The sequence below is a fragment of the Acidovorax sp. SUPP950 genome (assembly GCF_030158935.1).
Classification (GTDB): domain Bacteria; phylum Pseudomonadota; class Gammaproteobacteria; order Burkholderiales; family Burkholderiaceae_C; genus Paracidovorax.
The window spans coordinates 1-21,564 of sequence record NZ_BQXE01000005.1 but is presented as its reverse complement, the minus strand read 5'-3'; the positions used below and the strand labels follow the sequence as shown (position 1 = coordinate 21,564).

The window sequence follows — 21,564 nt, the reverse complement described above, 5'->3', positions numbered from 1 at the left end:
GCACGCCCGCCTGCCGGCCTCTGCGGGCCGGCGGGCCTCGCTCAGTTCACCGTCAGCTTGCCGGGGCCTGCGTTGGACAGCACTTTCGCCTTGACGCTCGAGGCGGCGTCCAGGGTGTATCCGCCCGCATAAGGAATGGTCCAGCCCGCCGCAGCAAAGCCGCATTGGGCTGCGAGACCGAGCGCAGCGCCGTTGAGCAGCGACCCGGTATCGCGGATGGCGCCCGTCTTGGAAGCCGCACCAGGGTTCTTCACCACATCGGCGCAGGTGGCCGCGCCGGGCACTTCGAACACGTTGTTCTCCGAGAGGATCTGCGCCTTGTAGCCCACGCCCAGGCTGTAGTTGTGCTTGTAGGGCGCGTCCGATTTGCTGCCGGTGTAGTAGTTGTTGTACACGTGGACCCTGCCGTAGCGCACGCGAGGCGCGCGCTCCACGACCTGGCTGTAGAGGTTGTGGTGGAAGGTCACCGTGAGATGGCCCTCCTCGTCGGTGCTGCTGTCCGAGGCGCCCACCAGATGGGTTTTGTCGTGCCGGTCGAACACGTTGTTGGACACCGTCACGTAGTCGCTCGCGTGGATCACGTCCAGCGCACCGTCGTGGCATTGCTGGGGCTGGCCCTTTTCGATGGGTGCCTGATCGTCGGTGACGGGCGCATCGGTGAACCGGTTGTGGTCCACCCAGATGCGTTGCGAACTGTAGATCGTGACCGCATCGAAGTCGGAGTTCCACCGCCCCTCGCCGCTGCTCCAGACCGGCGACAGATCGCAGGGAGCGACGATGGTCAGATTGCGCAGGATGACGTTGGAAACCCGCTTCATCAGGATCGAGGCGTTGACGATCCGGGCATCGCTTCCGGCCCCGATCAACGTGGTGTTGCTCGGAATCGTGATGAGGTTGCGCGCAGCCTGATCGGCCCGGCTGGTGAAAGGCCCTCCGTTGTCCGCGGCGGCCATGTCGATGGTGCCATACACCACGATGATTTTCGGTTGGGCACCGCCCGCGCTGAGCGCGGCATTCAACTGGGATGGCGAACTGACCTTGCTAAGGTACTTCGCCGTGGCGCCCGCGCCGCCCGTGGTGCCGCCGCCCTGGCTGGCCCAGCCGTCGGGCGGTGCCGTGTCGGTGGTGTTGTCGGCATGCGCCGCGCCGGAAAGCGCGGCGATCAAGAGCGCAGCGAGAGAGCGTTGAATCACGATGGAGTCCTTTGGATCGGAAAAACAGAGCGCCACGAACCCCGGCCCCTCTGGCGCGGGGACGGCCATTCACCCGTGACTGTGGCAACGTGCAGCCCTGTCTCCGTCGCACCGACCCGAAGCACCTGCCGGACAGGCGAACTCAACCCGAGGATACGGGGCTCACACCGCGAGCCGATACCCCACGCCGGTCTCGGTCAACAGATGGCGGGGCTGGGCCGGGTCGGCCTCCAGCTTCTGGCGCAGGTGGCCCATGTAGATGCGCAGGTAGTGGTTCTGGTCCGAACGCATGGGGCCCCACACCTCGCGCAGCAGCTGCCGCTGCGTGATCACGCGGCCCGCATTGGCCACCAGCACAGACAGCATGCGGTACTCGGTGGGCGTGAGGTGCACCTCGGCATGGCCGCGCCGAACCACCCGAGCGTTCCGGTCCACCTCGATGTCGCCGAAGCGGAACACGGGCTCCTCGGCCACCGGGGTGAGCCCGTTGCCGCTGGCGGCGCGCGGGCGGCGCAGGTTGGCGCGCACACGCGCCAGCAGTTCGCCGGTGCCGAACGGCTTGGTGAGGTAGTCGTCGGCGCCCGCATCCAGGGCCGCGATCTTGTCGGCCTCGTCGGTGCGGGCCGACAGCACGATGATGGGCACCGCCGACCAGCTGCGCACATCGCGGATCAGGCCCACGCCATCGCCATCGGGCAGCCCCAGATCGAGCACCAGCAGGTCCGGCTGCCGCGTGCCGGCGGCCGACAGCCCCTCGCGCAGCGTGGCCGCCTCATGCACCTGCCAACCCTCGGCTTCGAGCGCACTGCGCACGAAGCGGCGGATCTGCGGCTCGTCCTCGATCACGATCACCGTTCGCAAGGCCAATGTCATGGCGTTTCCGGCGCGCCGGGCTCCAAGGGTTCGTCCAGGGGAAGGGGGGGCTCGTCGCGCCGCGGCAGGGTCACGGTGAACTCCGCCCCACCGCGCTCGGCGCTGGCGGCGGAGATGTCGCCGCCATGCGCCTGCACCACTGCCTTGCAGATGGCCAATCCCAGGCCCACGCCGGGCGTGGCCGACTCCGACTGGCCACGGGTGAATTTCTCGAACAATGTGTGCTCCTGCCCCCGCAGCGCCACCGGCAGGCCCGGCCCATGGTCGCGCACGGCCAGCCGCAGCGTGGTGGGCGTGGTGCTGGCGGACACCTCGATGGGCGGCGCACCGTATTTGGCGGCGTTTTCCAGCAGGTTGACCAGCACCCGCTCGATGAGCACGGCATCGAATTCCACCAAAGGGAGGTCCGCCGGCAGGTGCGTGACCACCGGCAAGCGCCCCAGCGCAGGGCGTGCTGCCCGAATCGCTGTGCCCACCACCTCCTCGACCGACTGCCAGTCGCGCCGCAGGTTCACGCTGCCGCCGGCAATGCCGCTCTCCAGCCGTGCCATGTCGAGCAGGTTGCTCACCAGCGCGTGCAGCTGATGGGCCTGCGCCACGATGGCGCGGCCGGCCTCGGCCTGGTCTTCGGCCGACTGCGCGGGCAGCGACTCCGCCAGCGCGATCAGCGCGGTGAGCGGGGTGCGCACGTCGTGCGAAATGGCGCCCAGCAGGGCATTGCGCAGGCGCTCCGATTCCATGTCCACCACCGCGCGCTGCGCCACGTCCACGTAGTGCACCCGCTCCAGGGCGATGGCGATCTGCCGGGCCAGCGTATCGAGCTGCTGTGCCTGCTCGGGAATCAGCAGCCAGCGCGGCTGTGCAGGCTCCAGCGCCAGCACGCCCCGCACGCGCATGGGCGCGGTGAGCGGCACGTAGCGCCAGGTCTGCGCGGCCAGCGTGGCCGTGGCCAGGCCGGCGCTCTGGCCCTGGCGCAGTGTCCAGTCGGCCACGTTCGCGTCGAATCCGGGCGGCAGCCCCTCCGGCATGGCCAGGCGGTCGCTCTCATCCAGCGCGAGCACCGCCGCACGCCCTCCGAAATGCTTTTGCACCGCGGCAGCACCGATGGCGGTGATCTGCTCCACCTGCAGCGCTGCGGACAGTTCGCGCGTGAGGTCGAACAACGACTGCGCGCGCCGCTCGCGGCTCGCCGACACGCCCGCCGCGAAGCGCAGCCCCGCGGTGAGCTGGCCCACCAGCAGCCCCACCATGAGCATGACCCCGAAGGTGACGAGGTACTGCACGTCGCTCACGGCGAACGACATGCGCGGCGAAACGAAGAAGAAATCGAACGCCAGTACGTTGACCAGCGCCGCGAGGGCCGCAGGCGCCCGGCCGAACCGCATGGCCACGCCCACCACCCCGAGCAGGTACAGCATGACAATGTTGGCCAGCTCGAACACACCGGACAGCAGGTGGGTGAGCAGGGTGACGGCCACGCTCACGGCCAGCGACCACACGAAGCCCGGCCAGCGGGACGGCTGGCGCTCCTCGCTGTCGAGCGCATCGGTGCCGGCCCGCCCCCAGTCCGCCTGCGCCAGGCGCCGCGAACTGCCGGCGCGCCCGGCCTCCACGATGTCGAGGGCCGGGGCCGCAGCGGCGAGGGCCTGCGCCACGGGCCGTGCGGCCCACCAGCGCCGCCAGCCGGCAGCCTGTGCCGGGCGACCAACCACGAGCGTGGCGCAGTTGAGCCGGTGCGCATGCTCCGCCAGCACCGGAGCGACCTCGCCACCGGTCAGCACCGCGGTTTCCGCGCCCAGGCCCTCCGCCAGTTGGAGCACGGCCAGCACGCGGTCGCGGCGCCGGGCATCGAGCCGCTGCAGACGCGGCGTTTCCACATAGGCCGCGTGCCAGCGCACATTGAGCTGGCCGGCCAGCCGCGCCGCGGTGCGCACCGTCTGGGCGGCATCCTCGCCGGGCCCCACGCAGGCCAGCAAAGCGCCGGAGGTGTTCCAGGCCGGTGGCACGCGGTCGCCGCCCGCGCCGGACTGCTCCACGCGCCAGCCGCGCACGTCGTCCTCGACATGCTCGGCCGTGCGCCGCAGCGCGATCTCGCGCAGCGCGATCAGGTTGCCCTTGCGAAAGAAGTTCTGCGCCGCCCGCTCGGCCTGCTGCGGCAGGTAGACCTTGCCGGCGGCCAGGCGCGCGGCCAGTTCGTCCGGTGTGGCATCGACCAGCACCACCTCGTCGGCCTCGTCCAGCACCGTGTCGGGCACGGTTTCGTGCACGCGCACGCCGGTGATGGCGCCCACGGTGCCGTTCAGGCTTTCCAGGTGCTGGACGTTGAGCGCGGTCCACACCTCGATCCCGGCGGCGAGCAGCTCCTGCACGTCCTGCCACCGCTTGGCATGCCGGGACCCGGGCGCATTGGAGTGCGCCAGTTCGTCCACGAGCAGCACGGCCGGCTGGCGCGCCAGCGCACCGTCGAGGTCGAACTCGGTGCGCTGGCGGCCCCGGTAGTCCAGGCTGCGCAGCGGCAGCACGGGCAGGCCCTCGACCAGCGCGGCGGTCTCGCTGCGGCCATGGGTCTCGACCACCCCGATGAGCACGTCGCGCCCCGCCTTGCGCTCGCGCTGCGCCGCGCTCAGCATCGACCAGGTCTTGCCCACGCCCGCGTTGGCACCGAAATAGATGCGCAGCTTGCCGCGCTGGGTGCGCTCTTCCTCCGCGCGCATCTGGGCGATGAGCGCATCGGGGTCCGGGCGGGCGATGTCAGGCATGGGCGAAGGAACGTGCGGGCCCTATTGTGGCGGGCGTTGCGCCGGAATCGGCGCTAGTGCCATGGGGCTCACCGCTCGGCATCGAGCGCGAGATTCAGGGCGAGCACGTTCACGCCCGGGTCACCGAGGAGCCCCAGGAACGGGGCATCGGTGTGCGCGTCGATCAGGGCCTGCACGCGCTCCACCGGCCAGCCCCGCGCCTTGGCCACGCGACTGGCCTGGTAGCGCGCGGCGGCGGGGCTGATGTGCGGGTCGAGCCCGCTGGCGGAGGCCGTGACCAAGTCCACGGGCACGGGCGCGGCATTGCCGGGATCGGCCTCGCGCAGCGCCTGGACGCGCGCGGTGACGGCTTCCGTGAGGGCGGGATTCAGCGGTCCCAGGTTGGAGCCGCCCGACGCGCTGGCGTTGTAGGGCATGGGCGCGGTGGCCGAGGGGCGGCCCCAGAAATGCTTCGGGTCGGTGAAGTTCTGCCCGATCAGGGACGAGCCCACGGCCTGCCCGCCGCGCAGCACCAAGCTGCCCGCGGCCTGCTGCGGAAACGCGGCCTGCGCCACGCCCGTGACGATGAGCGGATAGACAACGCCCGTGATCACGCTCAGCAGCACGAAAAGGGTCAGCGCGGGACGGAGGATTTTGGTCATGTCGATGCTTCCTTGCACAGTTCAAACGAGGCCCACGGCCACCAGCACCCAGTCGATGAGCTTGATGCCGATGAACGGCACCACCAGCCCGCCCAGGCCATAGATCGCCAGGTTGCGGCGCAGCAGCGCGGCGGCGCCGACCGGGCGATAGCGCACGCCCTTGAGCGCCAGCGGGATCAGGAACACGATCACCAGCGCGTTGAACACCACCGCCGACAAAATGGCCGAGGAGGGACTCGCCAGCCGCATCACGTTGAGCGCGGCCAGCTGCGGGTAGGTGGATACGAAGATCGCCGGAATGATGGCGAAATACTTGGCCACGTCGTTGGCGATGGAGAACGTGGTGAGCGAGCCGCGCGTCATCAGCAGGGCCTTGCCGGTCTCCACCACCTCCAGCAGCTTGGTGGGGTTGGAGTCCAGGTCCACCATGTTGCCGGCCTCCTTGGCAGCCTGCGTGCCGCTGCCCATGGCCACGGCCACGTCGGCCTGGGCCAGTGCCGGTGCATCGTTGGTGCCGTCGCCGGTCATGGCCACCAGGCGGCCCTCGGCCTGGTACTGGCGGATCAGCGCCAGCTTGTCCTCGGGCGTGGCCTCGGCCAGGAAGTCGTCCACCCCCGCCTCGGCGGCGATGGCGGCGGCGGTCAGCTTATTGTCGCCCGTGATCATCACCGTCTTGATGCCCATGCGCCGCAACTCGGCGAAGCGCTCCTTGATGCCGGTCTTGACGATGTCCTTGAGCTCGACGATGCCCAGCACCTGGGCGCCCTCGGCCACCGCCAGGGGCGTGCTGCCGCGCCGCGCCACGTCGTCGGCCGCGCGCACCACCTCGGCCGGCACGCTGCCGCCCAGCGCCTGGATGTGACGCACCATGGCCTGAACCGCGCCCTTGCGCAACGCCACCTCGGGCGCACCGGCCGTGGCTGGCAGGTCCACGCCGCTCATGCGCGTCTGCGCCGTGAAGGGCACCAGGCGCACGCCGGACGCGGCGGTCTCGTCGGGCACGCCGCTGCGGCGCGCCAGCTCGACGATGCTGCGTCCCTCGGGCGTTTCATCGGCCAGCGACGCCAGCATGGCGGCACGGGCCAGGCGCTCCTTGGGGATGCCCGGGGCGGGCAGGAACGCGCTCGCCTGGCGGTTGCCGTGCGTGATGGTGCCGGTCTTGTCCAGCAGCAGCACATCCACGTCGCCCGCGGCCTCCACCGCGCGTCCGGAGGTGGCGATCACGTTGGCCTGCATCATGCGGCTCATGCCCGCCACGCCCACGGCCGACAGCAGGCCACCGATGGTGGTGGGAATCAGGCACACGAGCAGCGCCACCAGCGCGGTGAGCGACACGACCGTGCCCGCTCCCGACGCACCCACGCTGAAGATCGAGAACGGCAGCAGTGTCACGGTGACCACGAGGAACACGATGGTGAGCGCCACCAGCAGGATGGTGAGTGCCACCTCGTTGGGTGTCTTCTGGCGCTTGGCGGCCTCGACCATGCCGATCATGCGGTCCAGGAACGACTCGCCGGGGTTCACCGTCACGCGCACCACCAGCCAGTCCGACAGCACCCGGGTGCCGCCCGTGACGGCCGAGAAGTCCCCGCCCGACTCGCGCACCACCGGCGCGGATTCGCCGGTGATGGCGCTCTCGTCCACCGAGGCCACGCCCTCGATGACCTCGCCGTCCAGCGGAATCACGTCGCCCGCATCCACCTGCACCACGTCGCCGCGGCGCAGGTTGGTGGCCTGCTCGGGCAGGAAGGTCGCGCCATGGCGCGGCTCGGCGAGCTTCTTGGCCCAGGTGTCCTTGCGCAGGCCGCGCAGCGATGCGGCCTGGGCCTTGCTGCGCCCCTCCGCCAGCGCCTCGGCGAAATTGGCGAACAGCACGGTGAACCACAGCCAGACGGCGATCGCCAGCACGAAGGCCGGGCGCATGCCCGTGTCCTGCGGCACCGTGAGCGCATGCAGCCAGAGCAGCGTGGTGAACAGGCTGCCGATGAACACGATGAACATCACCGGATTGCGCCACTGCACGCGGGGATCGAGCTTGGCGAACGATTGCCACAGCGCGGGCTTGACCAGCGCCGCATCGAACAGCGAAAGGGAAAGGGATGTCTTGTGGGTTGTCATGTCAGGGCCTCACTGGGGTCCGCAGCATCAGGTGTTCCACGACGGGGCCCAGCGCCAGGGACGGAACGTAATTGAGCAGGCCCACCAGCAGCACGGTGGCGACCAGCAGGGCCACGAACAGCGGCCCGTGCGTGGGCAGCGTGCCGGCGGTGGCGGGCAGCCGCTTCTTGGCGGCGAGCGAGCCCGCGATGGCCAGCACTGGCACGATCACGCCGAAGCGACCGAACCACATGGCCAGCCCCAGCAGCACGTTGTAGAACGGCGTGTTGGCCGACAGTCCCGCGAAGGCGCTGCCGTTGTTGTTGCCCGCCGACGTGAGGGCGTAGAGGATCTCGGAAAAGCCATGGGCGCCCGGGTTGGCGATGCCGGCCTGGCCCGCCTGCGCGATCACCGCCACGGCGGCGCCCACCAGCACGAGGATGGGCGTGACCAGGATGGCCACCGAAGTGAGCTTCATCTCGCGCACTTCGATCTTCTTGCCCAGGTACTCCGGCGTGCGGCCGATCATCAGCCCCGCCATGAACACTGCGAGGATGGCGAACACCAGCATGCCGTACAGGCCCGTGCCCACGCCGCCGAAGACCACCTCGCCCAATTGCATCAGCACCATCGGCACCAGCCCGCCCAGCGGGGTGAACGAGTCGTGCATCGCGTTCACCGCGCCGCACGAGGCGGCCGTCGTCACGGCGGCGAAGAGTGCCGATGCGGTGATGCCGAAGCGCACTTCCTTGCCCTCCATGTTGCCGCCGGACTGCAGCGCCGTCATGGCCTGGTCCACCCCCAGGGCGGCGATGCGCGGGTTGCCGGCCTGCTCGGCGGGAATGACCACGGCCACCGCCACGGCGAACATCACGGTCATGGCCGCCAGGATCGCCAGCCCCTGGCGCTGGTCGCCCACCACCCGGCCGAACGTGAAGCACAGGGCGGCGGGGATCAGGAAGATCGCCAGCATCTGCACGAAGTTGGTCAGCGGCGTGGGGTTCTCGTACGGATGGGCCGAGTTGGCATTGAAGAAGCCCCCGCCATTGGTGCCCAGCATCTTGATGGCCTCCTGCGATGCCACCGGCCCCATGGCCAGCGTTTGCGTGGCGGTGCTCGCACTCTCCGTCACCGGGTTGCCGGCCGCGTCTTTCTCGGGCTGCCCGTCGGCCGTCAGCTTCGGGTTCTGGTAGGCCGTGGCCTCCAGCGTGGCAACTTCCTTGGAGGGAGAGAAGTTCTGGATCACGCCCTGCCCCACCAGAAACACGGCGATTACCAGAGACACCGGCACCAGCACCCAGGCGTTGATGCGCACCATGTCGGCCCAGAAGTTGCCCACCAGCCCCTGGCCGTCCGTGCGGCGCGCGGCAAAGCCCCGGGCCAGCGCGAACGCGACGGCGATGCCCGTGGCCGCCGACAGGAAGTTCTGCACCGACAGTCCCAGCATCTGCGTCAGGTAGCCCATGGTGCCCTCGCCCGCATAGCCCTGCCAGTTGGTGTTGGAGACGAAGCTCACCGCCGTGTTGAAAGCCGAGTCGGGCGACACGGCGGCCATGCCTTGCGGGTTGAGCGGGAGCCAGGCCTGCAGGCGCTGCAGGCCGTACACGACCACGGCGCCGATGGCATTGAACGCCAGCAAGGCCAGCGCGTAGTGGCGCCAGTGCATGCTCTCTTCGGGCCGCATGCCGGCCACGCGGTACAGCGGTGACTCGGCGCGATGCATCCACTGCGGCAGCCGGCCATCGCAGATCGCGGCCAACCATCGGCCCAGGGGCCAGGCCAGCACGAGGAGCACGAGGAGGAACAGGGCCAGCAGGCCCCAGGCGGACGCGTCCATATCAGAACTCCTCGGCGCAGATGAGCGCGAACACCAGGTACGCGAACAGGACGACGGCCACGATGGCGCCGAAGCCGTAGAGCACGTCGAGCGCGATCACCGCGATGCTCCCTTGGGGCCGTCGAACCGGCCCAGCAGCACCACGGCCTCCGCCATGGCCACCCACAGCGCCACCAGCGCTGCAATCCACACGATGTCCATCTCTCACTCCTGCATCAAAACGATGGAATCGATTCTCGGAAGGCGCCCGTAAAAAGGGTGCACAGACTGGGGCACGGGGCGTAAACGCGCCGTAAAAATGCGTGGCGGCGGGGTGCCGTTACCGATTCTTGATGGGCGGTGCCATGCTTTTGACACCGTTTTTACGGGTGCCTGCCTACGCTTTGCGCTTTTCCAACGACCGCGTGAAGCCATGACCCCTTTCCCCGTTTTCAGAGCCCTTCCCCTGGCCGCCGCCCTGTGCGCGGCCCTGCCGCTGCTGGCCCACGCCCAGTTCACGGGCAACCTTGCCCTCACGTCGAACTACAAGTTCCGCGGGCAGGACCAGGACATGCTCCGTTCGAACCAGTTCGCCAAGACCGGCGCCTTCAAGCCGGCGGTGCAGGGCGGCGTCGACTACGCCTTCGGCGACAGTGGTTGGTACATCGGCAGCTGGAACGCCAGCGTGAAATGGCTGCGCGGCAACCGCCTGGAGAGCGACCTCTACGGCGGCTACAAATGGAAGGCCGGTGCCACCGATCTCGACGTGGGCGCCCTTGCCTACCTCTACCCCGGCAACCGCAGCGGCAACACCACCGAGCTGTATGCCAGCGCCACCCATGCCGACGAAGCCCTGGGCACGTTCACGCTCAAGTACTCGCACACCGTGTCGGACGACTATTTCGGCTATGCGGGCGCCCGGACGGGCTCGGGCCTGTCGGGGCGCAACACGGGCTATGTGAACCTGGCGTACAGCCGCGCACTGGGCCCGCAGCTCAGCTTGAAGGCCGCCATCGGCTATACGCGAATGGCCGGAGACATCCGCCGCCTGGGATGGCGCAGCTACGTCGATTACCAGGTCGGTGCGGCCTACGACTTCGGCGGCGGGCTCTCGCTCACCGGGGCATTGCAGGGGGCCAACCGGCAGGCCGCCTATGCGGCCGCTACCGGCCCGGCAGCGGATGCCGCGCGCTACTCGCCCAACAAAGGGCGCCTCATCGTCACGCTGGCCCAGGTTTTCTGACGGAAGCGCCACCGGCAAGGCTGGCGCAGCGGCATCTGGTCAAACAGGCCCGACGCCAGGAGATTCATTGCCTCTTTAGCTATTAAATTTATAGCTAATTATTCGGCCAGCAGCGCGGCCGGGTCTTCCGAGGCAAGCACGCCCTGCGCCCACGGCCCGAGCTTGCGGGTGTCGGCGCGCAGCACCTCCTGCTTGACTGCGAGGATCTGCGCCGGGTGCATGGAAAAGCTGCGCAGGCCCAGGCCCAGCAGCAGCCGCGTCATGGAGACGTCACCCGCCGTCTCGCCGCACACGCACACGCTCTTGCCCTGGCGCTCGCCCTCGGCAATCACCTGGGCCACCAGCTGCAGCACGGCGGGGTGCAGGGGATCGTAGAGGTGGGCCACGGCCTCGTCGGCGCGGTCGATGGCCAGGGTGTACTGGATCAGGTCGTTGGTGCCGATCGACAGGAAGTCGAAATACTTCAGGAAGCTGCGCACCATGAGCGCGGCGGCCGGCACCTCGATCATCGCCCCCAGTTGCACCGGCCCATGCGGCACGCCGCGCGCCTCCAGCTCGGCGCGGGCCATTTCCACCTGGGCGAGGGTCTGCTGGATCTCGCTCACGTGCGCGAGCATCGGGAACAGCAGGTTCACCGGGCCATGCACGGCCGCACGCAGCACGGCGCGCAGCTGCGTGCGGAACATGGCCGGATCGGCCAGGCTCCAGCGGATGGCACGCAGGCCGAGCGCGGGGTTCAGGTAGCTGTCCTTGTAGCCTTTGTCGAGCGGCTTGTCGGCCCCCACGTCGATGGTGCGCAGCGTGACGGGCATGCCGTTCATGCCCTGTACCGCCTCGCGGTAGGCCTGGTACTGCTCCTCCTCGCCCGGCAGGTTGCCGTTGCGTCCCATGAACATGAATTCGCTGCGGAACAGGCCCACACCCGCAGCGCCGCCGCGCAGCGCAGCGGCCGCGTCGGCAGGCTGCTCGATGTTGGCCAGCAGTTCGATCTTCTGCCCATCCAACGTGACCGCCGGTGTATGGCGCAGGCGCGACAGGCGCTCGCGCTCCAGCGTGGTCTGGCGCTGGCGAAAACCGTATTCGGCCAGGATGATGGGCGACGGGTCCACGATCATCACGCCGGCATCGCCGTCGATGATGACCCAGTCGTCCTGCCGCACCAGCTGGCTGGCGGCCCGCGCGCCCACCACCGCGGGGATGTCCATGCTGCGCGCCACGATGGCCGTGTGCGAGGTCTTGCCGCCCACGTCCGTCACGAAACCGGCAAACACGCTCTTCTTGAACTGCAGCATGTCGGCTGGCGACAGGTCGTGGGCCACCAGCACGAGAGGCACGTCCACCGTGTCGTCCAGCAGCAGGTCCTGCTGGTTGCTGCGGCGCGGGCTGCTGGGCGGGGGCGCCACCGGGCTGGCCACGCCTTTCATGTGGCGCAGGACGCGTTCCACCACCTGCTCCAGATCGGCCTTGCGCTCACGCAGGTACTCGTCCTCCATCTCGTCGAACTGCCGCGCGATGACCTCCAGCTGGGTGGTCAGCGCCCATTCGGCGTTGTAGAGGCGGTCGGTGATCCAATGCTTGACGCCGCTCACCAGCGCCTCGTCCTGCAGCAGCATCATGTGCACGTCGAGCAGCGCCGCCAACTCGGGGGGCGCATCGTGCGGCATCTCGGCCTGCAGGCGCTGCAGTTCCTCCACCACCGCGTTGCGGCCATTGCGCACGCGCACGATCTCCGCGCCGACCTGGTCCGCCTCGATGAAATAGTGCGCCACGTCCACGCGGCTCGAGGCGACCAGCACGGCGCGCCCGATGGCGATGCCGCGGGCGACCGCCAGACCGTGGACGGCGAACGTCATGGCGCTGGCGCTCCTGGCCTGCCCGCGGCGCGCGCAGGCTGGCAGGCGGCGCGGCAGGCGGTCAGCGCGGGCCGCACATCACTCCCCTTCGCCGAACTTGCCGTCGATCAGGGCCCGAAGCGCATCCATGGCTTCCTGCTCCTGCGCGCCGTTGGTCTCCAACTCGACCGTCGAGCCCAGCCCGGCGGCCAGCATCATGACGCCCATGATGCTCTTGGCATTGATGCGCCGCTCGCCCTTGGCCATCCAGACATCACACGGGAAACTGCCTGCCAGCTTCGTGAGCTTGGCGGACGCCCGGGCGTGCAGGCCCAGCTTATTGCTGATGGTGATGGTCGTCTTGATCATGGTGGGAACGTCGTATCTGGTTCTGCGGGGCCGAGATCGCCACCTGCATCACGCCCTGGGTGCCGCCGACCACCGCGCGCGAAACGAGCGCCTCCAGCGGTTCGTGCCGGTAGCTCACGGTGCGCAGCAGCATGGGCAGATTCACGCCGGTGACCAGCCGTGAGTGCTCGCCATCCACCAGGCGCTGCGCGACATTGCATGGGGTGGCGCCGAACACGTCGGTCAGCACCAGCGTGGGCGAATCGCCGTCGTGCGAAGCCAGCAGGATGCGGGCGGTGGCCAGGGTCTCTTCGGGCGGCGTGTGGGGATGCACGTCGAACGCGAGTACCTCGTCGCCGCAGTCAGGGAAAACATGGAGAGCGCACTCGCGCAGCGCATGGGCCAGCGGGGAGTGGGCAATGATGAGGATGCGCGTGCTCATGGGGCGATGGAGTGAACCGCATTATGGCGCCGCGTGCAACCTTCGCTGGGCATTCGCAGCCCGCGCGCAAGGCCTGAGGAAGCAGAGGCGACCCCGATCATGGCAGCGCCAGTCCGGCAAAGAACGTGTCCGCGACCGCCATGCGCGGGGCGTCCGTATAAACCACCGCGTGGTACAGGCGCGCCTGCCGCCCTTCCATGCGGGCAAACCAGACGGCTTGCGCGATCACCGCACCGCCGTCGCCGCGCCGCCCCTGGGCTTGCAGCCGCACCGACTGCGGCAGGGCCAGGGCACCGGCCGGCACGAAGGCAACAGCACCGGCCTCGGCATCCCCTGCCGCCGGCGCCTGCATGCGTGCCAGCACCGCCGCCCGCCACTGCGCGAGGACAGCGCCCGCCTGCGAGGGGTCTTCGACCACCATGTGCGAAACGGCAAACGTCGCGCCATCGGCCTCGCAGCCCACCATGGCCAGATCCGCGGGCCGCCCACCCAGATCCACCGAACGTGTCGCGTGATCCGGCTTGCAAGGCAGCAGCACCGTGAGGCCGGCGCTTTCGAGCGGCACGCTGCGCCAGTTCAGCGCGGGGCTGCAGCCGGCGAGCAGCAGGGCCAGCGCAGAGGCGATACCAATTGGGCAATGCATCCGCGCATTATCCGGAGTACCGCAATGGGACTGCTGTGGCAAGCCGGTCCGGGGCTTCGGCTTCGCAGGATCAGCGAACTTTCGCAGGGCCTTGCGCTCCATCACCCCGAAGATCCGGACCGTCCGGCAAAATGTCGACAGACAGCTGCACGCACCGTGCAGACACAGGTGGAAAGAGCGCAATGGGCATCAAGCATTGGTTGGGCGCCGCGGCAGTGGCGGCATTCGCAGGCATCGGCGCCTTCGTGTTCCTGGGCGCCGGCACGTCCCAGGCACCGCAGTCGACCTTCGTGCTGCTGGACGGCTCCAGGAAGACCACCGCCGATCTGCACGGCCAGGTCACCCTGGTCAACTTCTGGGCCACCAGTTGCGTCACCTGCGTGGCCGAGATGCCCGAGGTCGTGGCGACCTACCAGAAGTACCGGGCACAGGGCTTCGACACCTTGGCCGTCGCCATGAGCTACGACCCGCCGAGCTATGTGGTGAATTTCGCCGAAACCCGCCAACTGCCGTTCAAGGTTGCCATCGACAACACGGGCGCGGTGGCCCAGGCCTGGGGTGACGTCAAGCTCACCCCGTCCACCTTCATCGTCAACAAGCGCGGCGAGATCGTCAAGACCTATGTTGGGGCTCCCGACTTCCCCGAGCTCCATCGGCTCATCGAGCGCCTGCTGGCAGAGACCTGACCCTCGCTCCACGGCTTGGGCGGCCAACCGCCGGTTGAAGGGGCCGGGCAGAGCCCGCTACACTGGCAACTCCTTCGTTCCTAGCAACCGCCTGTGGACCAGCCCTCCGTGGCCCTGCTGACGCCGACCCTTCCTGCCGAGATGGACGCTGTGCGCGACATCTTCCGGGAATATGCCGACAGCTTGGGCATCGACCTGTATTTCCAGAACTTCGAGGCCGAACTGGCCACCCTGCCGGCGGACTATGCACCGCCGCGTGGCCAGATCCTGCTGGCGGAAGTGGACGGTGCCATCGCGGGCTGCTGTGCCCTGCGCCCCATGGACAACGCCGATTACCCCAACGCCAGCGAAATGAAGCGCCTGTATGTGCGCAAGGCATTCCGCGGTTTCGGCCTCGGCCGGCAGCTGGCAGAGGCCATTCTCGATGCCGCGCGGCAAGCGGGATATGCCTGCGTGCTGCTCGATACGCTCGATGGGATGGAATCGGCCCGTGCGCTGTATGCCGACTTGGGCTTCGAAGAAATCCCGCCCTACTATCACAACCCCATCGCAGGCTCGCACTACCTCAAGGCGGATATCGATTAATGCACGGCGAGCAGGCACCGGGACGGAGCACCCGATGCCGGGCTGCCATGACCAGCATGTTGGCTTGGCACAAAGGGCCGTGCTCCGCCTCTGGGGACCGTGCTGCCATCACCACACAACGCCTGCTGTGAGGTCACCCAGCCAACCGCATGGCGCTGGACGCGGGATGGGCAATCTCCTCTCCCATCCCCAGCCAGCGGCACTTTGTGCGTTCAGCCCTTGGCCTGTGCCAGCAGCGTTGCCGCGTCGCTCACTTCGAACTTGCCGGGCGCTTCGATGTTCAGTGATGCCACCTTGCCATCTTTCACCAGCATCGAATAGCGATTGCTGCGCAGGCCCAGGCCCTTGCCGTTCAAATCCAGCGTCAGGCCCGTGGCCTTGGCAAAAGCGGCATCGCCGTCCGCCAGCATGCGCACCTTGCCCTGCGTCTTCTGATCGCGCGCCCAGGCCCCCATCACGAACGCGTCATTCACGCTCAGGCACCAGATCTCGTCCACACCCGCGGCCTTGAAAGCCTCGGCCTGCTCCACATATCCGGGAACATGCTTGGCGGAACAGGTTGGCGTGAAGGCACCTGGCACGGCAAACAGCGCGATGGTCTTGCCGGTGGTGGCCTGGTCCACCGCGACAGGGTTGGGGCCGAGGCTGCAACCGTCGCCTTCGACTTCGGAATATTCCATCAAGGTGATGGCGGGCAGGGTTTCACCGACTTTGATCATGCTGGGCTCCTAGGGGGTGGAATGAGGGACCTGCAGAACGCGGGCCCCCAAAAACAAAACGACCCAGCATTGTGGGTCGTTTTGAGCGGCTTTGCAGCCAACAAGCCCGTAGGGCTTGTAAGGATCTGCCAATCAGACCAGTGCGGCCTTCTGGACCAGACGGGTGGCAACCCAGTTCTTGGTCTTGGAGATCGGACGGCTTTCCGTGATCTCGATGGTGTCACCCAACTTGTATTCGCCCTTTTCGTCATGGGCGTGGTACTTGCTGGATTTCGCCACGATCTTGCCGTAGAGCTCGTGCTTCACACGGCGCTCGACCAGCACGGTCACGGTTTTCGTACGCTTGTCGCTGACCACCTTGCCAATCAAGGTGCGCTTGAGGGATTTTTTAGCTTCCGTCATGTGGGCTCCTTACTTGGCGGCTTGCTTTTCAGCAAGAATGGTCTTGGCACGAGCGATATCCCGACGGGTGATACGCAGCGTATTGGTGTTTGCCAGTTGTTGCGTGGCCTTCTGCATGCGCAGACCGAAGTGGGCCTTTTGCAAGGACTTGATTTCGGTTTCGATGCCAGCGACGTCTTTTTGGCGCAGTTCAGCAGCTTTCGTCATTTCGATTCTCCTGAATTTAAGCGCCAATTTGACGGGCCACGAACGTGGTGCGCAGCGGCAGCTTGGCAGCAGCCAGGCGGAACGCTTCACGGGCCAGTTCTTCAGGCACACCGACGATCTCGAACACCACCTTGCCGGGCTGAATTTCAGCCACGTAATACTCGGGGTTGCCCTTACCGTTACCCATCCGAACTTCGGCGGGCTTGGTAGAGATCGGCTTGTCGGGGAACACGCGGATCCAGATACGGCCGCCACGCTTCACGTGACGGGAGATCGCACGGCGTGCGGCCTCGATCTGGCGGGCCGTCAGACGACCACGGTCCGTGCACTTCAGGCCGAAGTCACCGAAGGCCACCGAATTGCCACGGGTGGCAACGCCGGTGTTACGGCCCTTCTGCTCTTTGCGGTACTTGCGGCGAGCGGGTTGCAGCATCTTTATTCTCCTTTGCCGTCCGCTGCTGTAGCGGGCGCGTCAACCTTGCGAACGCGCTTAACGGCGGTGTTATCGGCGCCACCGGCACCGGCGGGCTTGTCGCTACCGTCTGCAGGTGCCGCATTGGCACCGGCTGGACGGCGTGGACCACCACGGCCTGCACCCGGACGATCGCCACCTGGGCGGCCATCGCGACGCGGGCCACGGGGACGACGCTCTTCTTCTGGACGCGGTGTTTCCACTGCGGGCAGATCGTTGCGGCCCAGCGTATCGCCCTTGTAGACCCAGACCTTGACGCCGATGACGCCGTAGGTGGTCTTGGCTTCGGACGTGCCGTAGTCGATGTCGGCGCGCAGGGTATGAAGCGGCACGCGACCTTCGCGGTACCACTCGCAACGGGCGATTTCAATCCCGTTCAGACGGCCGGACGACATGATCTTGATGCCCTGGGCACCCAGACGCATGGCGTTTTGCATGGCGCGCTTCATGGCGCGGCGGAACATGATCCGCTTTTCCAGCTGTTGCGTGATGCTGTCGGCGATCAGCTTGGCATCGATTTCGGGCTTGCGCACTTCTTCGATGTTCACTGCGACCGGCACGCCCAGACGCGTAGCGAGTTCCTTCTTCAGGTTCTCGATGTCTTCGCCCTTCTTGCCGATCACCACGCCCGGACGTGCCGAGTAGATGGTGATGCGGGCATTCTTGGCGGGGCGCTCGATCAGGATGCGCGAGACGGCAGCGTTCTTCAGCTTGGCCTTCAGGTATTCGCGCACCTTGATGTCTTCGGCCAGCATGCCGGCGAAGTCACGGTTGCTCGCGTACCAACGGCTGGCCCAGTTGCGGCTGACCGCCAGGCGGAAGCCGGTAGGATGGATTTTCTGTCCCATAGTCTTCCTCGGGCCTTCAGTTGCCAACCGTCACGTACACATGGCACGTGGGCTTGCTGATGCGATTGCCGCGGCCTTTGGCGCGCGCGGTGAAACGCTTGAGCGTGGTGCCTTGTTCGACGTAGATGGTCTTGACCTTCAGTTCGTCGATGTCGGCGCCGTCGTTGTGCTCAGCGTTGGCGATGGCGGACTCCAGCACCTTCTTGACGATTCCTGCAGCTTTTTTCTGCGTGAACGTCAGGATGTTCAGAGCCTGGTCGACCTTCTTGCCGCGGATCAGATCAGCGACCAGACGGCCCTTGTCGACCGACAGACGGACGCCCCGGAGGACTGCACGTGTTTCAGACATGGTCGTTCCTTACTTCTTCTGGACTTTCTTGTCCGCGGGGTGACCCTTGAAGGTGCGCGTCAGGGCGAATTCGCCCAGCTTGTGGCCCACCATCTGGTCGGTGACATACACCGGTACGTGCTGCTTGCCGTTGTGCACGGCAATGGTCAGACCGATGAAATCGGGCAGAACCATGGAGCGACGCGACCAGGTCTTGACTGGTTTCTTGTCCTTGGTCGCAATGGCCTTTTCGACCTTTGCCATCAAGTGGTGGTCAACAAACGGACCCTTTTTGAGAGAGCGAGTCATTTGTTATCCCTTACTTCTTGCGACGCGACACAATCATCACTTGTGTGCGCTTGTTGTTGCGGGTGCGATAACCCTTGGTCAGATTGCCCCAAGGATCGACTGCATGGCGGCCTTCGCCGGTGCGGCCTTCGCCACCACCGTGAGGGTGATCCACCGGGTTCATGGCCACGCCACGAACCGTTGGGCGAATACCCATCCAGCGCTTCACACCGGCCTTGCCGAGTTGGCGCAGGCTGTGCTCTTCGTTGGCGACTTCGCCGATGGTTGCACGGCACTCGATGTGGATCTTGCGCACTTCGCCAGAGCGCATGCGCACCTGAGCGTACGTGCCTTCACGGGCCAGCAGCGTTGCGGAAGCACCTGCCGAGCGTGCGATCTGCGCACCGGCACCGGGCTTGAGCTCGATGCAGTGGATGGTCGAACCCACGGGGATGTTGCGGATCGGCAGCGTGTTGCCTGCACGGATCGGGGCTTCGGAGCCGCTCAGAAGCGTGCTGCCGACTTCCAGACCACGGGGGGCAATGATGTAACGGCGCTCGCCGTCGGCATAGCACACCAGAGCGATGTGGGCCGTACGGTTCGGATCGTATTCAATGCGCTCGACCTTTGCGGGGATACCATCCTTGTTGCGGACGAAATCCACCACGCGGTAGTGGTGCTTGTGACCGCCGCCCTTGTGGCGGGTCGTGATGTGACCGTTGTTGTTGCGACCGGCCTTCTGGAACTGAGGCTCCAGCAGCGGTGCATACGCTTCACCCTTGTACAGGTGGTCACGGGTAACCTTCACCACAGCGCGTTGGCCGGGCGAAGTGGGTTTCATTTTGATGACGGCCATGATTACGCGGCCTCCCCGGACAGGTTCAGCTCTTGACCTGGTTGCAGCGTGACATAAGCCTTGCGCACGTTGTCGCGGCGGCCCATGGTCTTGCCAAAACGCTTGGCCTTGCCTTTGGTGTTCACCACAGAGACGCCCTTGACCTCGACCTTGAACATCAATTCCACAGCGGCCTTGATTTCTGGCTTGGTTGCGTTCTGCAGCACCTTGAACGTCACAGCATTGGACTTCTCGGCAACCATGGTGGCCTTTTCGGACACGATGGGAGCGACCAGCACTTGCATCAGACGACCTTCGTCAAACTTGGGCGTGCTCATGCGAACATCTCCTTGAGTTTGTCGATCGCGCCCTTGGTGACGAGCACTTTCTTGTAGTGCACCAGCGACACGGGGTCTGCGTAACGGGGTTCAACGATGAACACGTTCTTCAGATTGCGCGAAGCAAGGTACAGATTTTCGTCCACTTCGTCGGCGATCACCATCACCGACTGCAGGTTCATCGCCTTGAACTTGTCGGCGAGCACCTTGGTCTTGGGGCTTTCCAGCGTCAGCGAGTCCACCACGGCCAGACGGCCTTCACGGGCCAGCTGCGAAAAGATCGCAGCCATACCGGCGCGGTACATCTTCTTGTTGATCTTCTGCGTGAAGTTTTCTTCAGGCAGATTCGGGAAGATGCGGCCGCCCCCACGCCACAGAGGCGAGGAGGTCATACCGGCGCGAGCGCGGCCGGTGCCTTTTTGCTTGAAGGGCTTCTTGGTGGAGTGCTTGACCTGCTCGCGGTCTTTTTGAGCACGCGTGCCCTGGCGGGCATTGGCCTGGTAAGCCACCACGATCTGGTGAACCAGATCTTCGTTGTATTCGCGACCGAACACGGTTTCGGGCGCATCGAACTTCGATGCGGCCTGGCCTTGGTCATTCAGGAGTTCGAGCTGCATTAGTTCGCTCCCTTGGAAGCTTTGGCCTTGACTGCCGGACGCACCGTCACGAACCCGCCCTTGGAGCCCGGAATGGCGCCCTTGATCAAGAGCAGTTGACGCGCTTCGTCGATGCGGATGACATCGAGGTTTTGCGTGGTCTTGGTGACATCGCCCAGGTGGCCGGTCATGCGCTTACCGGGGAACACGCGACCAGGGTCTTGTGCCATACCGATGGAGCCAGGCACATTGTGCGAACGGCTGTTACCGTGCGATGCGCGCTGCGAGGCCATGTTGTGGCGCTTGATCGTGCCAGCGTAGCCCTTGCCGATCGACGTGCCTTGCACGTCCACCTTCTGGCCCACGGTGAACAGCGTCACGGGGACGGTGGAACCGACGGCGTACTGGGCGGCGACGTCAGCGGTCACGCGGAATTCGCGGATCACTTCACCGGCTTCGACGCCGGCCTTTGCCAGATGGCCCGCTGCGGGCTTGGTCACACGCGATGCCTTGCGCGAACCAAACGTGACCTGCAAGGCCACGTAGCCATCGTTCTCTTGGGTTTTAACCTGGGTCACGCGGTTGTTGGACACATCCACCACCGTGACGGGCACTGCGTCCCCGTCATCGGTGAACAGACGCATCATGCCCACCTTGCGGCCCAGCAACCCTTGGGAGTTGCTTTGACTCATTGATTTTCTCCAAAACTTTCACCGCCTCGACTTCAATTGGCCAAAGCGTTTGCACAACGTTTGCACCGCCGTGCGCGAAAGAAGGTTGATAAAACTCCGCCGCCGTCACGCAAAGCGCAAAAAAGGCGAAGCCGCAAAGTATAACGCGGACTGCTTTTGCAAGCAAGTCCGCGTTATGTGTTGGCGCGCAGCAACCGCCGCGCCCCGGAGCCGTCAGATTACTGCAGCTTGATTTCGACGTCCACGCCAGCCGGCAGGTCGAGCTTCATCAGCGCGTCCACCGTCTTGTCCGTCGGATCGACGATGTCCATCAGGCGCTGGTGCGTGCGGATTTCGAGCTGGTCGCGGCTGGTCTTGTTGACGTGCGGCGAACGCAGGATGTCGAAACGCTTCATGCGCGTCGGCAGGGGCACGGGGCCCTTGACGATGGCGCCGGTGCGCTTGGCGGTATCAACGATCTCAGCAGCGGACTGGTCGATCAGCTTGTAATCAAACGCCTTCAGGCGGATGCGGATTTTTTGCTTGGACATGGCAAGTTCCTTTGTGCCTGAGGCTTAAGCAATGATCTTGGCCACGACGCCGGCGCCGACGGTACGACCGCCTTCACGGATGGCGAAACGCAGGCCTTCTTCCATGGCGATGGGGTTGATCAGCTTGACGGTGATCGACACGTTGTCGCCG

At 66.4% G+C, this 21,564-nt stretch carries 27 protein-coding genes; 3 read left to right on the top strand and 24 right to left on the bottom strand.

Annotated elements, in window-relative coordinates; genetic code table 11:
* Positions 1-41: 41 nt before the first annotated feature.
* The 7 genes from AVME950_RS18660 to kdpF all read right to left on the bottom strand — a co-directional run bounded on the left by AVME950_RS18660 (position 42) and on the right by kdpF (position 9,500).
* Positions 42-1,193: a pectate lyase family protein gene (locus AVME950_RS18660; protein WP_284430967.1), complete on the bottom strand. Its 1,152-nt coding sequence runs from the start codon at positions 1,191-1,193 to the stop codon at positions 42-44.
* A gap of 162 nt (positions 1,194-1,355) precedes the next feature.
* Positions 1,356-2,066 carry a two-component system response regulator KdpE gene (kdpE, locus tag AVME950_RS18655; protein WP_272565805.1) on the bottom strand — a complete coding sequence of 237 codons (711 nt, stop codon included), beginning with the start codon at positions 2,064-2,066 and terminating at the stop codon, positions 1,356-1,358.
* Positions 2,063-4,825 carry a DUF4118 domain-containing protein gene (locus tag AVME950_RS18650; RefSeq protein WP_284430966.1) on the bottom strand — a complete coding sequence of 921 codons (2,763 nt, stop codon included), beginning with the start codon at positions 4,823-4,825 and terminating at the stop codon, positions 2,063-2,065. Before AVME950_RS18650 ends, kdpE begins: the two co-directional genes overlap by 4 nt.
* 68 nt (positions 4,826-4,893) lie before the next feature.
* The gene (gene kdpC / locus AVME950_RS18645; protein WP_272565807.1) at positions 4,894-5,466 is read right to left on the bottom strand and encodes a potassium-transporting ATPase subunit KdpC; all 573 of its coding nucleotides are present in this window, start codon (positions 5,464-5,466) and stop codon (positions 4,894-4,896) included.
* Positions 5,467-5,487: 21 nt separating this feature from the next.
* On the bottom strand, positions 5,488-7,584 hold the full coding sequence (gene kdpB / locus AVME950_RS18640) for a potassium-transporting ATPase subunit KdpB (protein WP_284430965.1): 2,097 nt from the start codon (positions 7,582-7,584) through the stop codon (positions 5,488-5,490).
* Between the two features lies 1 nt (position 7,585).
* Positions 7,586-9,400, bottom strand: coding sequence for a potassium-transporting ATPase subunit KdpA (gene kdpA, locus AVME950_RS18635; RefSeq protein ID WP_284430964.1), 1,815 nt, complete (start codon positions 9,398-9,400; stop codon positions 7,586-7,588).
* 1 nt (position 9,401) lies between these two features.
* A complete protein-coding gene (kdpF, locus tag AVME950_RS18630; RefSeq protein WP_272565812.1) occupies positions 9,402-9,500 on the bottom strand; it encodes a K(+)-transporting ATPase subunit F in 99 nt (32 codons plus the stop codon).
* Between the two features lie 312 nt (positions 9,501-9,812).
* Between kdpF and AVME950_RS18625 the strand changes: the two genes are divergently transcribed.
* Entirely contained in the window at positions 9,813-10,622 is an 810-nt protein-coding gene (locus AVME950_RS18625) for a TorF family putative porin (protein WP_284430963.1), read from the top strand.
* A gap of 98 nt (positions 10,623-10,720) precedes the next feature.
* Here AVME950_RS18625 and ptsP read toward each other — a convergent pair whose 3' ends face one another.
* From ptsP to AVME950_RS18605, 4 genes are all read right to left on the bottom strand, one after another.
* Positions 10,721-12,475 (bottom strand): phosphoenolpyruvate--protein phosphotransferase, encoded by a 1,755-nt coding sequence (gene ptsP / locus AVME950_RS18620; RefSeq protein WP_284430962.1) that lies wholly within the window; start codon positions 12,473-12,475, stop codon positions 10,721-10,723.
* Between the two features lie 78 nt (positions 12,476-12,553).
* Positions 12,554-12,823 carry an HPr family phosphocarrier protein gene (locus AVME950_RS18615; RefSeq protein WP_284430961.1) on the bottom strand — a complete coding sequence of 90 codons (270 nt, stop codon included), beginning with the start codon at positions 12,821-12,823 and terminating at the stop codon, positions 12,554-12,556.
* A complete protein-coding gene (locus AVME950_RS18610; protein WP_284430960.1) occupies positions 12,792-13,244 on the bottom strand; it encodes a PTS sugar transporter subunit IIA in 453 nt (150 codons plus the stop codon). The genes AVME950_RS18615 and AVME950_RS18610 overlap by 32 nt, the downstream gene beginning before the upstream one ends.
* A 97-nt stretch (positions 13,245-13,341) precedes the next feature.
* Complete coding sequence (locus tag AVME950_RS18605) at positions 13,342-13,887, bottom strand: hypothetical protein (RefSeq protein WP_284431124.1); 546 nt, start codon at positions 13,885-13,887, stop codon at positions 13,342-13,344.
* Positions 13,888-14,069: 182 nt separating this feature from the next.
* Here AVME950_RS18605 and AVME950_RS18600 point away from each other — a divergent pair, with 182 nt between their 5' ends.
* Entirely contained in the window at positions 14,070-14,573 is a 504-nt protein-coding gene (locus AVME950_RS18600) for a TlpA disulfide reductase family protein (RefSeq protein ID WP_284430959.1), read from the top strand.
* 93 nt (positions 14,574-14,666) lie between these two features.
* The gene (locus tag AVME950_RS18595) at positions 14,667-15,158 is read left to right on the top strand and encodes a GNAT family N-acetyltransferase (RefSeq protein ID WP_284394511.1); all 492 of its coding nucleotides are present in this window, start codon (positions 14,667-14,669) and stop codon (positions 15,156-15,158) included.
* A gap of 212 nt (positions 15,159-15,370) precedes the next feature.
* Here the strand turns inward: AVME950_RS18595 and AVME950_RS18590 are convergent, their stop codons facing one another.
* The 13 genes from AVME950_RS18590 to AVME950_RS18530 all read right to left on the bottom strand — a co-directional run.
* A complete protein-coding gene (locus AVME950_RS18590; protein ID WP_272565822.1) occupies positions 15,371-15,877 on the bottom strand; it encodes a peroxiredoxin in 507 nt (168 codons plus the stop codon).
* Between the two features lie 132 nt (positions 15,878-16,009).
* A complete protein-coding gene (gene rpsQ / locus AVME950_RS18585) occupies positions 16,010-16,279 on the bottom strand; it encodes a 30S ribosomal protein S17 (protein WP_092745113.1) in 270 nt (89 codons plus the stop codon).
* Between the two features lie 9 nt (positions 16,280-16,288).
* A complete protein-coding gene (gene rpmC / locus AVME950_RS18580; RefSeq protein WP_272549639.1) occupies positions 16,289-16,486 on the bottom strand; it encodes a 50S ribosomal protein L29 in 198 nt (65 codons plus the stop codon).
* Between the two features lie 16 nt (positions 16,487-16,502).
* On the bottom strand, positions 16,503-16,919 hold the full coding sequence (gene rplP, locus AVME950_RS18575) for a 50S ribosomal protein L16 (protein WP_056662458.1): 417 nt from the start codon (positions 16,917-16,919) through the stop codon (positions 16,503-16,505).
* A gap of 2 nt (positions 16,920-16,921) precedes the next feature.
* Positions 16,922-17,806 (bottom strand): 30S ribosomal protein S3, encoded by an 885-nt coding sequence (rpsC, locus tag AVME950_RS18570; protein ID WP_272565825.1) that lies wholly within the window; start codon positions 17,804-17,806, stop codon positions 16,922-16,924.
* Between the two features lie 16 nt (positions 17,807-17,822).
* On the bottom strand, positions 17,823-18,155 hold the full coding sequence (gene rplV, locus AVME950_RS18565; protein ID WP_005796970.1) for a 50S ribosomal protein L22: 333 nt from the start codon (positions 18,153-18,155) through the stop codon (positions 17,823-17,825).
* A gap of 9 nt (positions 18,156-18,164) precedes the next feature.
* Positions 18,165-18,443: a 30S ribosomal protein S19 gene (gene rpsS / locus AVME950_RS18560; protein WP_272565826.1), complete on the bottom strand. Its 279-nt coding sequence runs from the start codon at positions 18,441-18,443 to the stop codon at positions 18,165-18,167.
* Positions 18,444-18,453: 10 nt separating this feature from the next.
* Positions 18,454-19,278: a 50S ribosomal protein L2 gene (gene rplB / locus AVME950_RS18555; protein WP_092745109.1), complete on the bottom strand. Its 825-nt coding sequence runs from the start codon at positions 19,276-19,278 to the stop codon at positions 18,454-18,456.
* A gap of 2 nt (positions 19,279-19,280) precedes the next feature.
* Complete coding sequence (rplW, locus tag AVME950_RS18550; protein WP_272549645.1) at positions 19,281-19,595, bottom strand: 50S ribosomal protein L23; 315 nt, start codon at positions 19,593-19,595, stop codon at positions 19,281-19,283.
* A complete protein-coding gene (gene rplD, locus AVME950_RS18545) occupies positions 19,592-20,212 on the bottom strand; it encodes a 50S ribosomal protein L4 (RefSeq protein ID WP_092745107.1) in 621 nt (206 codons plus the stop codon). Before rplD ends, rplW begins: the two co-directional genes overlap by 4 nt.
* The gene (gene rplC / locus AVME950_RS18540) at positions 20,212-20,883 is read right to left on the bottom strand and encodes a 50S ribosomal protein L3 (protein ID WP_272549647.1); all 672 of its coding nucleotides are present in this window, start codon (positions 20,881-20,883) and stop codon (positions 20,212-20,214) included. The genes rplD and rplC overlap by 1 nt, the downstream gene beginning before the upstream one ends.
* Before the next feature lie 218 nt (positions 20,884-21,101).
* Positions 21,102-21,413, bottom strand: a complete 312-nt coding sequence (gene rpsJ, locus AVME950_RS18535) for a 30S ribosomal protein S10 (RefSeq protein WP_005796953.1) — start codon at positions 21,411-21,413, stop codon at positions 21,102-21,104.
* Positions 21,414-21,437: 24 nt separating this feature from the next.
* The coding region (locus tag AVME950_RS18530) for an EF-Tu C-terminal domain-related protein (protein ID WP_456057495.1) at positions 21,438-21,564 on the bottom strand (127 nt) is incomplete at its 5' end.

What these genes read in the sequence shown, in the direction of transcription:
- kdpE (WP_272565805.1), bottom strand. Translation starts at nt 2,066, where the DNA reads ATGACATTGGCCTTGCGAACGGTGATCGTGATCGAGGACGAGCCGCAG.
- AVME950_RS18650 (WP_284430966.1), bottom strand. Translation starts at nt 4,825, where the DNA reads ATGCCTGACATCGCCCGCCCGGACCCCGATGCGCTCATCGCCCAGATG.
- kdpC (WP_272565807.1), bottom strand. Translation starts at nt 5,466, where the DNA reads ATGACCAAAATCCTCCGTCCCGCGCTGACCCTTTTCGTGCTGCTGAGC.
- kdpB (WP_284430965.1), bottom strand. Translation starts at nt 7,584, where the DNA reads ATGACAACCCACAAGACATCCCTTTCCCTTTCGCTGTTCGATGCGGCG.
- kdpA (WP_284430964.1), bottom strand. Translation starts at nt 9,400, where the DNA reads ATGGACGCGTCCGCCTGGGGCCTGCTGGCCCTGTTCCTCCTCGTGCTC.
- AVME950_RS18625 (WP_284430963.1), top strand. Translation starts at nt 9,813, where the DNA reads ATGACCCCTTTCCCCGTTTTCAGAGCCCTTCCCCTGGCCGCCGCCCTG.
- ptsP (WP_284430962.1), bottom strand. Translation starts at nt 12,475, where the DNA reads ATGACGTTCGCCGTCCACGGTCTGGCGGTCGCCCGCGGCATCGCCATC.
- AVME950_RS18615 (WP_284430961.1), bottom strand. Translation starts at nt 12,823, where the DNA reads ATGATCAAGACGACCATCACCATCAGCAATAAGCTGGGCCTGCACGCC.
- AVME950_RS18610 (WP_284430960.1), bottom strand. Translation starts at nt 13,244, where the DNA reads ATGAGCACGCGCATCCTCATCATTGCCCACTCCCCGCTGGCCCATGCG.
- AVME950_RS18605 (WP_284431124.1), bottom strand. Translation starts at nt 13,887, where the DNA reads ATGCATTGCCCAATTGGTATCGCCTCTGCGCTGGCCCTGCTGCTCGCC.
- AVME950_RS18600 (WP_284430959.1), top strand. Translation starts at nt 14,070, where the DNA reads ATGGGCATCAAGCATTGGTTGGGCGCCGCGGCAGTGGCGGCATTCGCA.
- AVME950_RS18590 (WP_272565822.1), bottom strand. Translation starts at nt 15,877, where the DNA reads ATGATCAAAGTCGGTGAAACCCTGCCCGCCATCACCTTGATGGAATAT.
- rpsQ (WP_092745113.1), bottom strand. Translation starts at nt 16,279, where the DNA reads ATGACGGAAGCTAAAAAATCCCTCAAGCGCACCTTGATTGGCAAGGTG.
- rpmC (WP_272549639.1), bottom strand. Translation starts at nt 16,486, where the DNA reads ATGACGAAAGCTGCTGAACTGCGCCAAAAAGACGTCGCTGGCATCGAA.
- rplP (WP_056662458.1), bottom strand. Translation starts at nt 16,919, where the DNA reads ATGCTGCAACCCGCTCGCCGCAAGTACCGCAAAGAGCAGAAGGGCCGT.
- rpsC (WP_272565825.1), bottom strand. Translation starts at nt 17,806, where the DNA reads ATGGGACAGAAAATCCATCCTACCGGCTTCCGCCTGGCGGTCAGCCGC.
- rplV (WP_005796970.1), bottom strand. Translation starts at nt 18,155, where the DNA reads ATGTCTGAAACACGTGCAGTCCTCCGGGGCGTCCGTCTGTCGGTCGAC.
- rpsS (WP_272565826.1), bottom strand. Translation starts at nt 18,443, where the DNA reads ATGACTCGCTCTCTCAAAAAGGGTCCGTTTGTTGACCACCACTTGATG.
- rplB (WP_092745109.1), bottom strand. Translation starts at nt 19,278, where the DNA reads ATGGCCGTCATCAAAATGAAACCCACTTCGCCCGGCCAACGCGCTGTG.
- rplW (WP_272549645.1), bottom strand. Translation starts at nt 19,595, where the DNA reads ATGAGCACGCCCAAGTTTGACGAAGGTCGTCTGATGCAAGTGCTGGTC.
- rplD (WP_092745107.1), bottom strand. Translation starts at nt 20,212, where the DNA reads ATGCAGCTCGAACTCCTGAATGACCAAGGCCAGGCCGCATCGAAGTTC.
- rplC (WP_272549647.1), bottom strand. Translation starts at nt 20,883, where the DNA reads ATGAGTCAAAGCAACTCCCAAGGGTTGCTGGGCCGCAAGGTGGGCATG.
- rpsJ (WP_005796953.1), bottom strand. Translation starts at nt 21,413, where the DNA reads ATGTCCAAGCAAAAAATCCGCATCCGCCTGAAGGCGTTTGATTACAAG.